11 protein-coding genes are annotated in these 12,606 nt (G+C 74.3%); 5 read left to right on the top strand and 6 right to left on the bottom strand.

Annotated elements, in window-relative coordinates; all coding sequences use genetic code 11:
* Positions 1–5: 5 nt before the first annotated feature.
* Positions 6–2,993, bottom strand: coding sequence for a UPF0182 family membrane protein (locus tag CLV37_RS11150; RefSeq protein ID WP_245885357.1), 2,988 nt, complete (start codon positions 2,991–2,993; stop codon positions 6–8).
* Positions 2,994–3,182: 189 nt separating this feature from the next.
* On the opposite strand from CLV37_RS11150, the gene CLV37_RS11155 reads away from it, so the two are divergent.
* Positions 3,183–3,767: a PPA1309 family protein gene (locus CLV37_RS11155; RefSeq protein WP_106210273.1), complete on the top strand. Its 585-nt coding sequence runs from the start codon at positions 3,183–3,185 to the stop codon at positions 3,765–3,767.
* A gap of 123 nt (positions 3,768–3,890) precedes the next feature.
* Here CLV37_RS11155 and CLV37_RS11160 read toward each other — a convergent pair whose 3' ends face one another.
* The gene (locus CLV37_RS11160) at positions 3,891–5,036 is read right to left on the bottom strand and encodes a YlbL family protein (protein ID WP_170127196.1); all 1,146 of its coding nucleotides are present in this window, start codon (positions 5,034–5,036) and stop codon (positions 3,891–3,893) included.
* Positions 5,037–5,225: 189 nt separating this feature from the next.
* Here CLV37_RS11160 and CLV37_RS11165 point away from each other — a divergent pair, with 189 nt between their 5' ends.
* Entirely contained in the window at positions 5,226–6,851 is a 1,626-nt protein-coding gene (locus CLV37_RS11165; RefSeq protein ID WP_106210277.1) for a zinc-dependent metalloprotease, read from the top strand.
* Positions 6,852–6,866: 15 nt separating this feature from the next.
* On the opposite strand, the gene CLV37_RS11170 is transcribed toward CLV37_RS11165, so the two are convergent.
* The gene (locus CLV37_RS11170; protein ID WP_245885358.1) at positions 6,867–7,565 is read right to left on the bottom strand and encodes a M48 metallopeptidase family protein; all 699 of its coding nucleotides are present in this window, start codon (positions 7,563–7,565) and stop codon (positions 6,867–6,869) included.
* A gap of 256 nt (positions 7,566–7,821) precedes the next feature.
* Here CLV37_RS11170 and CLV37_RS11175 point away from each other — a divergent pair, with 256 nt between their 5' ends.
* A complete protein-coding gene (locus tag CLV37_RS11175; protein WP_106210279.1) occupies positions 7,822–7,980 on the top strand; it encodes a DUF5679 domain-containing protein in 159 nt (52 codons plus the stop codon).
* A 119-nt stretch (positions 7,981–8,099) separates the two neighbouring features.
* Complete coding sequence (locus tag CLV37_RS11180; protein ID WP_170127197.1) at positions 8,100–8,891, top strand: TOMM precursor leader peptide-binding protein; 792 nt, start codon at positions 8,100–8,102, stop codon at positions 8,889–8,891.
* A gap of 42 nt (positions 8,892–8,933) precedes the next feature.
* Here the strand turns inward: CLV37_RS11180 and CLV37_RS27555 are convergent, their stop codons facing one another.
* The 3 genes from CLV37_RS27555 to CLV37_RS11200 form a co-directional block, all read right to left on the bottom strand.
* On the bottom strand, positions 8,934–9,155 hold the full coding sequence (locus tag CLV37_RS27555; protein WP_170127198.1) for a hypothetical protein: 222 nt from the start codon (positions 9,153–9,155) through the stop codon (positions 8,934–8,936).
* A 20-nt stretch (positions 9,156–9,175) separates the two neighbouring features.
* On the bottom strand, positions 9,176–9,433 hold the full coding sequence (locus CLV37_RS11190) for a WhiB family transcriptional regulator (protein ID WP_106210285.1): 258 nt from the start codon (positions 9,431–9,433) through the stop codon (positions 9,176–9,178).
* A 632-nt stretch (positions 9,434–10,065) separates the two neighbouring features.
* Positions 10,066–12,165, bottom strand: a complete 2,100-nt coding sequence (locus tag CLV37_RS11200) for an ATP-dependent helicase (protein WP_106210289.1) — start codon at positions 12,163–12,165, stop codon at positions 10,066–10,068.
* Positions 12,166–12,370: 205 nt separating this feature from the next.
* On the opposite strand from CLV37_RS11200, the gene CLV37_RS11205 reads away from it, so the two are divergent.
* On the top strand, positions 12,371–12,592 hold the full coding sequence (locus CLV37_RS11205) for a mycoredoxin (RefSeq protein WP_106210724.1): 222 nt from the start codon (positions 12,371–12,373) through the stop codon (positions 12,590–12,592).
* The last annotated feature ends 14 nt before the right edge of the window (positions 12,593–12,606 follow it).

Raw genomic sequence — 12,606 nt, forward strand, 5'->3', positions numbered from 1 at the left:
GGGTGTCAGGACGTCGGGGTGCCGCTCGGGGTGCCCCCCTGCGGCGGGGCCCCGCTCGCGCTCGGGCTCGCCGTCGACGTCGGGGCCGCGGTCTGCTCCAGCCGCGCCTCGGCGGCCGTCGCGGCGTTCACGGCGTCGTTCAGCTGCTGCTGCGCGACGCCGTAGGCCGCGAAGTCGCCCTTGGCCAGCGCCGCGGAGGAGTCGCTGATCGCCTGCTTGGCGGCCGCGAGCGCCTGCTGCAGGTCGGCCTGGGCGTCGCCCGAGGTGGGCTGGCCCGAGGGGGCCTGCGTCGGGGTCTGCCCGGGGGTCTGCGTCGGGGTGGGCGTCGTCCCGTCCTGCCCGGTGGGCGGCGTCCCCTGGTCGCCGGCGCTGGTCCCGGAGTCCCCGCCGAAGACGGTGTCGAGCGCCTTGTCCAGGGTGTCGTCGATGGCGATGCTGTTGCCGAACACGGCGACGACCTTGCGCAGCTGCGGGTAGGCGTTGTTGCCCGTGCCCTGGGCGTAGATCGGTTCGACGTAGAGCATCCCGCCGCCGACGGGCAGCGTGAGCAGGTTGCCGTAGATGACCTTCGACCCGGTGCCCAGGCTCAGCAACCGCACCTGATCGGCGACGGCCGTGTTGGAGGTGATGTTGTTCTGGATCTGCACCGGCCCCGTGACGGTCGTCGACTGCGGCAGTTCCAGCAACCTGATCTTGCCGTAGTCGGGGCTGCGCTCCCCCTCGGTGGTCCCCGCGTCGGAGTCCACCGCGGCGAACCCCCGCAGCACCTGGCTGCCGGAGTTGTTGCCCGTCGACTGCGGCACGTAGGTCGTGGTGAGGCTGTAGCGCGCGTCGGTCTGGTTCGGCATCCGCAGCGTCAGGTAGTACGGCGGCTGCTTGGCCTTCGCGTCGTTGCCCTCGACCGTCGGGTCCTCGGGGATGTCCCAGAAGTCCTGCCCCGTGAGGAAGGAGCCCGGGTCGGTCACGTGGTAGCTGGCCAGCACCTCGCGCTGCACCTTGAACATGTCCTGCGGGTAGCGCAGGTGCTGCATGAGCGAGCCGTCGATCCTCGACGTCGGCTGCACCGTCCCGGGGAACGCCTTCATCCAGGCCTTCAGGACCGGGTCGGTCTCGTCCCAGGCGTAGAGCGACACCTTGCCCGTGTAGGCGTCGACGGTGGCCTTGACCGAGTTCCGGACGTAGTTGACGGTGCGGTCCTGCAGGGCCTGGACGCTGCTGCCCTGGGCCGTCGTGAGCGTGTCGGTCGTGGCCTCCCCGAGCTCGGTCTGCGCCGAGTACGGGTAGGAGGCGGAGGTGGTGTAGCCGTCGAGGATCCAGACCACGCGGCCGTCGACGACCGAGGGGTAGGCGTCGCCGTCCATCGTCAGCCAGGGGGCGACCTTCTCGACCCGCTCGCGCGGCGTGCGGTCGTAAAGGATCTTCGACTGCGCGTTCACCGAGCTGGACAGCAGGATGTTCTGGTCGCCGAACTTCAGGGCGTACACCAGCTTCTCGAACGCGTTCCCCACGTCGACCCCGCCGGTCCCGTCGTACTGGGTCGTGGCGAAGCCCGCCGGCGACCCGTCCGGGTAGTCGATCTCGTTGTCGCGGCCCCCGACGATCGAGTAGTCGGTCGTGCCCTCGCCGAAGTAGATCCGCGGCTGGTCGATCTCGACCTCCCCCGAGGTCGGCACGTTCGCCTCGAGGTAGCTGGGGCTGCCGTTGGCGTTGCGGTCGTTGCCGCGCGCCACCACGACGCCGTAGCCGTGGGTGTAGATGGTGTGCTCGTTGACCCACGTCCGCTGGTTCGCGGACAACCCGGCCAGGTTCAGCTCACGGGCGGCGACGACCGCGTCCTGGGTGCCGTCGGCCGTCGTGTACCGGTCGACGTCGAGGGTCTCGGGGAACTTGTAGTACCCGCGCTGGCCCTGCGTCTGCTGGAAGGCCCTCGAGACGACGGAGGGGTCCAGCAGCCGCACGCTCGGGATCGTCGAGGCGTCCTGCGCGAGCTGCCCGGAGGCGGTGCTGGTGTCCGCCTCGTAGGTGCTGACCTCGACGTCGGACAGGTCGTAGGCGGAGCGGGTGGCGTCGATGTTCCGCTTGACGAACTCGGACTCCGACGTGGCCCGGTTCGGCGTCACCTGGAACTTCTGCACCGCCCAGGGGTAGATCCCGCCGATGGCCACGGCGCTCACGACGAGCAGCCCCGTGCCGATGGCCGGCAGGCGCCAGGACACCCCGAAGGCCGCGGCCAGGAACAGCAGCGCCACGACGACCGCGACGATCGTCAGGATCGCCTTGGCCGGCAGGACGGCGTTGACGTCGGTGAACGTCGGGCCGACGACCCCGCGCACGTGGCCGGAGGTGCTGACGAGCAGCTCGTAGCGGTCCAGCCAGTACCCCACCGCGCGCAGGAGCAGGAACAGCGTCGCCAGCACGGCCAGGTGGATGCGCGCGGCGCGCGTCGTGCGCTGCCCGCCCCCGGACAGCCGCAACCCGCCGTAGAGGTAGTGGGCGGCCAGGGCGCCCAGGCCGGCCAGGACCACGGCCGCGGTCGCGAAGCCCACGACGAACGTCAGCCACGGCAGGGTGAAGACGTAGAACCCCTGGTCGAGGTGGAACTGCGCGTCCTTCGTGCCGAAGGTCGTGCGGTTCAGCCACAGCAGCAGCGTCTCCCAGCGGCTCATCGCCACCGAGCCGCCGAACAGCCCCGCGGCCACCGACACGACGACCACCACGACGCGGCGCAGCGGTTCGAGGGACTCGCGGTAGCGGTCCAGGCCCGCCTGCTCGGTGGACATCGGCGCGTAGACGGGGCGGGTGCGGTAGCCGACGCCGAGGGAGATCGCGACGGCCGCGGCGAGCAGCCCGCCGCCCACGACGAACAGGCCCAGCTGCAGCCACAGCTTGCGCGAGAAGGTGGACAGGAAGCCCAGCTCGTCGAACCACCACACGTCCGCCGTGACACGGGCACCGACGATCACGGCGATCACGACCCCCACCAGGATCAGCACGGTGGGCAGGGCTGCGCCCCGGCGACGACGCCGGAGCACCGGCCGGGACGGACGGCGTGGGGGGAAGCTCACGATCACGCAACTTACAAGCCCCCGCCCGGGTGCCCCCGCTGACGCGGGTCGGGCGCATCGTGACCGTTTCGTTGTCACTTTCCCCTCGACACCCCGCTCGTGCGACCATCGCTGCCCGTGAGTCCCGAAGCCAGTCGTCCTCCGGTCGCGTCCCCCGGCACCTCCGGGCTGTGGCGGACCGTCGCCGAGATCGAGCGCTACGTCGCCGCGGACGGGTGGGGCGCGCCCCTGCGCCTGTTCGCCCTGGTGCGCACCGCCGACGCCCTGGACCGCGACCCCGGCCTCGCCCACCGCCTGCCCGTGAACGTCGTCGAGGAGGCCCGCGCCGACGTCGACCACCTGACCTCCGTCGAGCAGGACGGCGTACCCGAGGTGGCCGACCTCGACGAGCTGCTCGGCCAGCTCGCCTGGCCCGACGGCGTCGACGGCGCCGCCCTGGTCGTGGAGAGGATCCTCGTGCCGCCGGACGCCGAGGCCGAGGTCCGCGCCGCCACGGCCGCGGACGACGAGGCCGGCCGCGCCCGGGCGCTGGCCGCCCACCCCCTGGCCGAGGACGTCCGGATCGCCGTCGGCGTGCTGCGCGACGGCCGCCACGAGTGCGCCGTGCGCTCGCGCTCGAAGGACTCCGACGGGGAGGTCGCCACCGGCGCCGACCTCGTGCCCGGCCTCGTCAGCGCCCTGCAAGCGACCCTGCAGGACTGACGGGCCCCTTCCCCGCCCGCACCACTCACGCCCTTCCCGCGCGAAGCACACGTCGGACCCGCCGGGCGGCGTCCGGCGGGTCCGACGTGTGCTTCGCGCGGGAAGCGGGCTGGGGGTCGAGGGTCAGTCGGAGGAGGCGGCCGCGGCGTCGCAGGTCTCCAGCGTCCCTCCCTCGCCCCGCCCGATCGCCTCGACGGCCTGGCGGGCGTCGTGCAGCGTCGTGATCGGCACGACCGTGATGCCGTCGGGGGTGGCCCCGGCGACCTGGTCGCACTCGGCCCGCGGGGCCAGGAACCACCGGGCCCCGTCCGCCTGCGCCCCCAGCACCTTCTGCCGCAGGCCGCCGATCTGCTCGACCGTCCCGTCGGCGTCGATGGCGCCCGTGCCCGCGACGTGCTGACCGCCCGTCATGGCCCCCGGCGTCAGCTCGTCGACGATCCCGAGGGCGAACATCGTCCCGGCGCTCGGGCCGCCGACGTCGTCGATGGCCACGTCGATGTCGAACGGGAACTCGTAGTCCACGTGCGGGGTGATGCCCAGCAGCGTCGTCCCGTTCGCCGACACCGTCGTCGTCGTCACCGTCGTGGCCTTCCCGCCGCGGGTGACGCCCAGCGTGACCCGCGCGCCGCCCGGCAGCGCCCGGACCGCCGCCTGCAGGGCGGCGAAGGTGGTGACCGGCTCCCCGTCGACGGCGGTGATCGTGTCGGCGGGCCGCAGCACCCGCGCGGCCGGGGCGTCGGCGGCGACCTGCTCGACCTGCGTCGTCGTCGTGGCCGGCACCTCGATGCCCAGCTCGGTCAGCGCGGCGACCTTCGCGTTGGTCTGCGAGCTCGTCATCTCCGCCGCGCTCTCGTCGTCGGCCTCCTGCTGCGTCTGGGAGTCGGGGAAGTACAGCGAGCGCGGCACGACGTTGACCGCGGGGTCGACCCAGTCGAGCAGGAGCTCGCCCAGGGTCATCTCCAGCCCCGGCCCGCCCCGCAGCGACACCGTCGTCAGGTCCAGCTGACCGTCCGTCGGGTACGTCTCGTGCCCCGAGATCGTGATCAGGCCCTTCCCGTCCCGGTCCCCGGCGATGACGTCGGTCACCGGCCCGGGGCTCAGCGCGACGTACGGTACGTGCACGACCCCGAACAGGCCCGCGAGCAGGACCGCGCAGAACGCCGACGCCGACAGCAGCACCCCGCGGGCGCCGAGCGAGGAGGACCGGCCGTCCACGTCCACCGGGTCGAAGGGCTCGTCCGCGGGACCGGTGGAGGGGACGCTCGACACGTCCGGCACTCTACGGTCGCCGCCGCGGGCCCGGCTCCGGGCCGACCCGGGGCCGGCCGGCCCGGGACCGTTCGCCCTGGGCGGATCGGCCCCGGCCGGGGGAACCCCGACCTCCCGCCGCTCGTCGGGCCGGGGGCGGGGCGTCATGATGGACGGACGACCCGCAGGTCGAGGCGAGCGGAGGACACGGTGGACCAGCGAGACGACGACGGGCGCGAGCGTCCGGAGGACGGGGACGAGGGCACCGGACGGCAGGACTCCGGCCCGCAGGACGAGGGACGGCACGAGGACCGCCACGACGACCAGCGCGACGACCAGCGCCGGGGGGGCCAGCCGGGCTTCCGGCCCTCGGGCACCCCCGACAAGCGCCGCGAGCCGACCTCCGGCACGGGCTCGGGCGGCAGCGGCAACCCGCTGGAGGACCTCCTCGGGCCGCTGCTCGGCGGACTCGGCGGGCAGGGCGCCGGCGGTCAGTTCCCCGGCTTCCCGGGCGGACTGCCGCAGGGCATCCCCGGTTTCGGCGAGGCCGGTTTCGACCCGGCCGTCATGGGCCAGGTGCTCGCCCAGCTGCAGAAGTTCCTGTCCAACCCCTCCGACGCCCCCGTCAACTGGGACGTCGCGCACGACCTGGCGCGCCAGGCCGCGGCCGCCAAGGGCGACCCGACCCCGCACGCGGTGGACCGCCGCGAGGTCGAGGACGCCCTGCGCGTGGCCGACCTGTGGCTCGACGGCGTCACCGACCTCGCCCAGGCCGCGACCTCGCTGGAGGCGTGGAGCCGGGCCGAGTGGGTCGAGAAGACGATGCCGGTGTGGCGCCAGCTCGTCGAGCCCATCGCCGCGAACGTCGCGGCCGCCATGGGCGACGCGATGGCCGCGCAGGCGCCGCCGGAGATGGCCGCGATGATCGGTCAGGCCGGCGCCATGCTCCGGCAGGTCGGCGGCGGCGTCTTCGGCATGCAGGTGGGGCAGGCCATCGGCCAGCTCGCCGGGGAGGTCCTGTCCACCACGGACGTCGGGCTCCCGCTGGCCCCCACGGGCCGGGCGGCGCTGCTCCCGGAGAACGTGCGGGCCTTCACCGACGGGCTCGAGGTGCCCGTCGACGAGGTCCGGCGCTACCTCGCGCTGCGCGAGGCCGCCCACCAGCGCCTCTTCGCGCACGTCCCGTGGCTGCGCTCGCACTTGCTCGGGTCGGTGGAGTCCTTCGCCCGCGGCATCTCCGTCGACGCCGACCGGATCGCCGAGGCGGCCCAGGGGGTCGACCCGACGAACCCGGAGTCCCTGCAGGAGGCGCTGCAGTCGGGGATCTTCGAACCCGAGAGCACCCCGGCGCAGAAGGCCGCGCTCGCCCGCCTCGAGACCGCGCTCGCGCTCGTCGAGGGCTGGGTCGACCACGTCACCGACGAGGCCGCGAAGAACGTCCTGCCGCACGCCAACGCGCTGCGCGAGACGATGCGCCGACGCCGGGCGACGGGTGGTCCGGCCGAGCACGCCTTCGCGACGCTCGTCGGCCTCGAGCTGCGCCCCCGCCGGGCCCGCGAGGCGACGCAGCTGTGGGAGCTGCTGCTGACCCGGGGCGGGCAGACGGCCCGCGACGCGGTGTGGGACCACCCCGACCTGCTGCCCGTCGCCGAGGACCTCGACGACGCGGCCGCGTTCGTGGACCGGCGCCTGGGGGGCCCGCAGGGGTCCGGCGAGGGCACCGGCGGCGTCCCCGACGACATGGACGCAGCCCTGCGCGAACTGCTCGACGGCGGTTCGGAGGGCGGTTCGGGGGGCGGTTCGCAGGACGGCCCGAAGGGCCCCGAGCAGGGCTGAGCGCCGGCCCGGGGATCAGCCGGTCGTCGCGATGACCTCGACGGCCGGCGTCCCCGGCGGACCCGCCTCGGCGGGGGTGTGCTCGGGGGCCTCGTCCTCGGGCAGCTCGTCCTCGTCGTCGCGGTCGTGGTGGCCCGGCCCCTCCCGGCCCGTCGCGTGGTCGAACCCGGCGAGGAAACCGCGCGCCCGCTCGGTCTTCGGGTAGGACTCCAGCAGCCCCCAGAACTGCCGGGAGTGCGTGGGCACCAGCAGGTGCGCGAGCTCGTGCAGGATCACGTAGTCCAGGACCCAGCTCGGCATGCCCTGCAGCCGGCTCGACAGGCGGATGCTGCCGTCGGCGGGGGTGCACGAACCCCACCGGTGGTGCTGGTTGTCGACCCAGGCGACCGACTGCGGGCGGGCCAGGCCGTCCAGGTGGCGCCGGGACAGTTCGCGGGAGCGTTCGAGCAGGTCCCCGTCGAGGGGGTTGCGGCGGCGGTCGGCGGCCTCGAGGCGGGTGACCATGCGGTCGACCCACTCCTGCTCCTCGGCCGGGCTGAACCGGGCGGGGATGAGGACGACCGTGCGGTCGCCGTCGCGGTAGGCCGACACGGTGCGGGTGCGGCGACGGCTGCGGCGCACGTCGACGTCCCCGAGGTGGTCGTCGCCGCGGTGGTCCGGGAGGTGCCCGCGAGGGGTGCCGTCGGGGACACCCGTCACCGGAGCAGCGGCCACCGGAGCAGCGTCGAGCGCCGCTGCACCCTCCTGGTGAGCCCTCACCTCCGGCAGGCTACCCTGCGGCCCCCCCGGCGGCGGCGGGAAGCGGCGCGGATCGCCGCGACCGGGCGCGCCGACGCGCCCCGCGCCGTGGATCAGGGCACGATGCCGGACGGGACCGCGACCCACCGCCGGGTCGCCGCGGTCCCGGCGGACCGCCGTCCGACGCGGACCGCCGAAGCGGAGCACGAGCACCTGAGTCGAGGAGGGCACCATGGCCGACACGTGGAGCGGGGAGTTCTACTGCGTGAAGTGCAAGGAGAAGCGAGAGGCGGAGGGCCAGGTCGTGGAGACCAACGGCCGGCGGATGGCGAAGGGCACCTGCCCCGTGTGCGGGACGAACCTGAACCGCATCCTGGGCAAGGCCGGCTGACCGCACGACCACGGTCCGGTCGGTGACCCCGTCACGGGGTCACCACCGGGCGGCACGACCGGCGGGCGACCTGTGGACGACGGCGTCCACGTCGGGAGCGGCTGCGGCACAGTGGCCGGGTGCCCCTCCCCCACACCCCGCTCCCCCCGGAGGTCCCGGACGGGGTCCCCGTCGCGCGGCGCCCCGACGGCAGCGTGCAGGTCGGGTCCAGCCCGCGCAGCGCCGTCGTGATCCCCGCCGGCCGCGCCGCGCCCGGGCCCGGCGAGCCCGATCCGTTCCCCGCGTCCGGCGAACTCCTCGCCTGGGCGGCGTACGACCGGCACGGGCCGGCGCCGCAGGCGCGCCGGCGCCTGCGCTCGCGCGCGGGGGTGGCCGTCGTCGGCCCCGCGGCGACGGCCGACGCCCTGCTCGCCGTCCTCGCCGACGCCGGGGTGGGCCGGTTGCTGTGCGACCGCGACGTCCCCGGCACCTCGCCGTCCCGGCGCCCGGCCGACCTGCTCGTCCTCGTCCACGACCACGTGGCCCACCCCGTCCAGGCCGACGGTGCGCAGGCCGACGGCGTGGCCCACCTGTCGGTGGTGCTGCGCGACACCGACGCGGTCGTGGGACCGCTGGTGCTGCCGGGACGCTCGGCGTGCCTGCGGTGCCTGGACCGCTGGCGCACCGACGACGACCCGCAGTGGCCCGCGGTCCGGGACGCGTTCTCCCGCAGCGCGGGCCGGCCCGCCGACGCCGCGACGGCCCGCGCGGTGGCGGGGCTGGCCGCGCTGCAGGTGCTGACGTTCCTCGACGGAGCGCGCCCCTCGACGGTGGGGGCGAGCCTGGAACTGCTGCTGCCCGAGGGCCGGGTGCGGCAGCGCTGGTGGCGACCGCACCCGGCGTGCGGGTGCCTGGACCTGCCGGTCCGCTGACCTCGGGGGCGGGAGGCTCCGCCGGCCCCCCGCCCGGCCGGCTCAGACCCCGAGCAGTTCGCGGTCCGGGTCGGCCAGGGCCTCAGCCCGCTCGGCGCGCACGGCCAGGACGAGGGCCCGCCGGGCGGCCACCTCGGCCCTGCGCCGGGCGCGCAGGGCCCGCAGGGTGCGCAGGCGGACGGCGTGACGGTGCGCCTCGGCCGTCCGTTCTCGCAGGAGTTGTTCTTCGACGTACGACACGGTGATGTCTCCAGTGGTTGTCACGAAAGGGTCCCCCGTGCCGTTCACGCGGCGACGGGGTGTTTGCGCGGGCGACCGCGCGGGCGCTTGCGGGGTACGACGACCCCGGCGAGCACGAGCTGCCCGCCCCAGACGCCCCAGGGTTCTGCGCGTTCGAGAGCGCCTGCGAGACAGGCATTCACGAGCGGGCACTCCTGGCACAGCGACTTGGCGAGTTCGACGTCGTCGGGCTTCTCGGCGAACCAGAGCTCGGAGTCGAAACGGCGGCAGGGCAGCGGGTCCGGCGTGTGGCGGCGCGTCATGCCGCTCACCTCCTTCTCTCGTCCGGTGGTACCGGTGGTGCTGGTGGTTCGGGTGCTCGGTCGGGTCCTGCGGAGCGTGGACTGGCTGGTCAACTGTTTCTCCGGCGGTGGTGGTTCGGCGTCGAAGAGCCCACGAACGCAAAACGGCCGCGGACCCGAGGTGTCGGGATCCGCGGCCTGGAGGCTGCCGTTCTAGCGAGCTAGGACGGTGGACTCGAAGCTGAGGGTCCCGAGGACGGGATGGAGGTGGCGCCGTAGGCACCCTTGTCGTGGCGCAGGCGCCCGGCGGTGGCCGGGAGCAGACGCACTCCACCCGTGGTCATGACGGGGGTGGACGCGTGGCTGCGCTCCCACGTGGCGCACGCGGGCGTCGACGCGGACCGAGCGCGGGCGACGGCGGAGGAGGCATCGGCGACGATGCCGGTGGTCGCGTTCGCGAACGTGGTGCTTTCCATCGTGCTGCCCTCCTCTGCTGCGCGTCCGCGCGGGGCCTGTACCCGCGCTGTGGTGCTTCCGACTCTAGGGGTACCCGCGAGGGAACGACAACGCCTTTTTCGGCGATCCACCCGCCGAGATTCCGGTGACGTTCTCAACGACCCCTCGAACCGTTGCGACGCAACGGGTCAGGTGGTTCAGCTCGCCAGAACTCCGAGCACGTCGTCGCCGTACTTCTCCAGCTTGGCCGGGCCGACGCCGGTGATGCGCGACAGCGCCGCCGTGGTCGTGGGCATCGCCTCGCAGATCGCGACCAGCGTGGCGTCGGTGAACACCACGTACGCGGGCACCCCGTCCGCCTTCGCCGTCGCGCTGCGCCAGCCCCGCAGCTTCTCGAACACGGCCTCGTCGTAGCTGGCCGGGCAGTCGGCGTGCCGGCGCAGCTTGCGGTCGACGGCCGCGCTCAACGGCTGCCCGCACACGCGGCACGTCATGGGGCCCTGGGCCTTCTGCGTCCCCGGGGCCGTCCCGGCCCGGCGTCCCGCGGGCGCGGCCTGCGGCCGGACCGGGTCGAGGAACCGGGACGGCTTGCGGCTGGCGCGCCCGCCCGGCGTGCGGGCGCTGGCCCACGACAGGTGGATGCCCTCGCGGGCGCGGGTGATGCCCACGTACAGCAGCCGGCGCTCCTCCTCGACGTCCTCGGGCGTCTCGGCGAAGGAGATGGGCAGCAGGCCCTCGCTGACGCCGACGAGGAAGACGACGTCCCACTCCAGGCCCTTGGCCGCGTGGAAGGAGGCCAGGGTCACGCCGTCGACCGTGGGGGCGTGCTGGGCCTGGCTGCGTTCGACGAGCTCGTCGACGAGGTCGGCCAGTCCCGAACCGGGCCGCTTCTCGGCCAGCTCGTCGGCCAGCAGCACGAGCGCCTGCAGCGACTCCCAGCGCTCGCGGGTCGCGCCGCCGGCGCTCGGGGCCTTCTCGGCCCACCCGGCCGAGCTCAGCACCGCGCGCGTCTCCACGCCCAGGTCGTGGCCCGGCAGCGCCGAGCGCGCCTGCCCGCGCAGCAGCACGATGGCGTCGCGGACCTCCTTGCGGGAGAAGAAGCGCTCCCCGCCGCGCACGACGTAGCCGACCCCGGCGTCGGCCAGCGCCGACTCCAGCGCCTGGGACTGCCCGTTGGTGCGGAACAGGACGGCGATGTCCTTGGCGCTGCGCCCGGCACGCACCTCGGCGGCGATGCGGGCCGCGACCCCGGCGGCCTCGGCCACGTCGTCGTCGTAGGCCGTGAACGTCGGCGGCGGGCCCGAGGGGCGCTGCGCGATGAGCTCCAGGCGCGCCCGGGCGTGCAGGCCGGTGGCCAGCGACAGCACCGAGTTGGCCAGCCCCACGACCTCGGGGGTGGAGCGGTAGTCGCGGACCAGCCGCACGACCTTCGAGCCCGGGTGGCGCTGGGGGAAGTCGAGCAGGTGCTCGGGGGTGGCCCCGGCGAAGGAGTAGATCGTCTGGCTGGCGTCGCCGACGACGCAGACGTCCTGGCGCTCGCCCAGCCACAGGTCGAGCAGCCGCTGCTGCAGGGGCGAGACGTCCTGGTACTCGTCGACGACGAAGTGCCGGTACTGCTCGCGCACGGTGGCGGCCACGTCGGGGCGCTCGTCGAGGATGCCCGCGGTCAGCAGCAGGACGTCCTCGAAGTCGATGACGGCGCGGTCGGTCTTGACGTCCTCGTAGGTCCGCACGACCCGGGCGACCGTCGGCAGGTCGAGGCCGCCCGGTTCGCCGCGGCCGGTGGCGGTGGCGACCTTCACGTAGTCGTCGGGGTCGACGAGCATGACCTTGGTCCACTCGACCTCGGCGGACAGGTCGCGGATGCGGGCGCGGTCGGCCTGCAGGCGCAGCCGGTTGCAGGCGTCGGCGATCAGCGGGGCCTTGTGCTCGACCAGGTTCGGCAGCGTCCCGCCGATCGACTGGGGCCAGAAGAACTGCAGCTGGCGCAGGGCCGCGGCGTGGAAGGTGCGGGCCTGGACGCCGGCGACGCCGAGGTCGCGCAGCCGGGTGCGCATCTCCCCGGCGGCGCGGGCGGTGAAGGTGACGGCCAGGACGCGGTTGGGGACGTACGCGCCGGAGTGGACCCCGTAGGCGATGCGGTGGGTGATGGCGCGGGTCTTGCCGGTCCCGGCACCGGCCAGGACGCAGACGGGGCCGTCGAGCGTCGTGGCGACCTGCCGCTGCTCGGGGTCGAGCCCGTCGAGCACGGAGTCGGCGTTCACGGACCCGGAACGGGGGAAGTCAGTCGTCGTCATGGCGGGGCCATCTTCTCCCACCCGGGGCCGGGCCGGGAGCAGGCGGGGCGGGGTGTGGACGACGCGCCGGGTGCGGGTGGGGGGAAGATGCCCGCGGGCCCCGTGGTTGCACGGGGGGTCACAGCACCGGCAGCGGTCACCAGACGGTCAACAGGAGGAGCAGGACGTGTCCACGATCGAGGCCCCGGCGGCCGGCAGCGTCACGATGTTCACGACGACGTGGTGCGGCTACTGCCGTCGCCTGAAGTCGCAGATGGACCGCGAGGGCATCAGCTACTCCGAGGTCAACATCGAGGAGGTCCCGGACGCGGCCGAGTACGTCATGCAGGTCAACGGCGGCAACCAGACCGTCCCGACCCTGCTGTTCCCCGACGGTTCGGCGGCCACCAACCCCTCCGTGGCCGAGGTCAAGGCGAAGCTGTCCTGACCACGACCTTCCGG

The organism is Kineococcus rhizosphaerae, assembly GCF_003002055.1.
GTDB classification, from domain to species: domain Bacteria; phylum Actinomycetota; class Actinomycetes; order Actinomycetales; family Kineococcaceae; genus Kineococcus; species Kineococcus rhizosphaerae.

Coding starts and splice junctions, on each gene's coding strand:
- CLV37_RS11175 (WP_106210279.1), top strand. CDS start 7,822: ATGGCCGACACGTGGAGCGGGGAGTTCTACTGCGTGAAGTGCAAGGAG.
- CLV37_RS11190 (WP_106210285.1), bottom strand. CDS start 9,433: ATGACGCGCCGCCACACGCCGGACCCGCTGCCCTGCCGCCGTTTCGAC.
- CLV37_RS11200 (WP_106210289.1), bottom strand. CDS start 12,165: ATGACGACGACTGACTTCCCCCGTTCCGGGTCCGTGAACGCCGACTCC.
- CLV37_RS11205 (WP_106210724.1), top strand. CDS start 12,371: ATGTTCACGACGACGTGGTGCGGCTACTGCCGTCGCCTGAAGTCGCAG.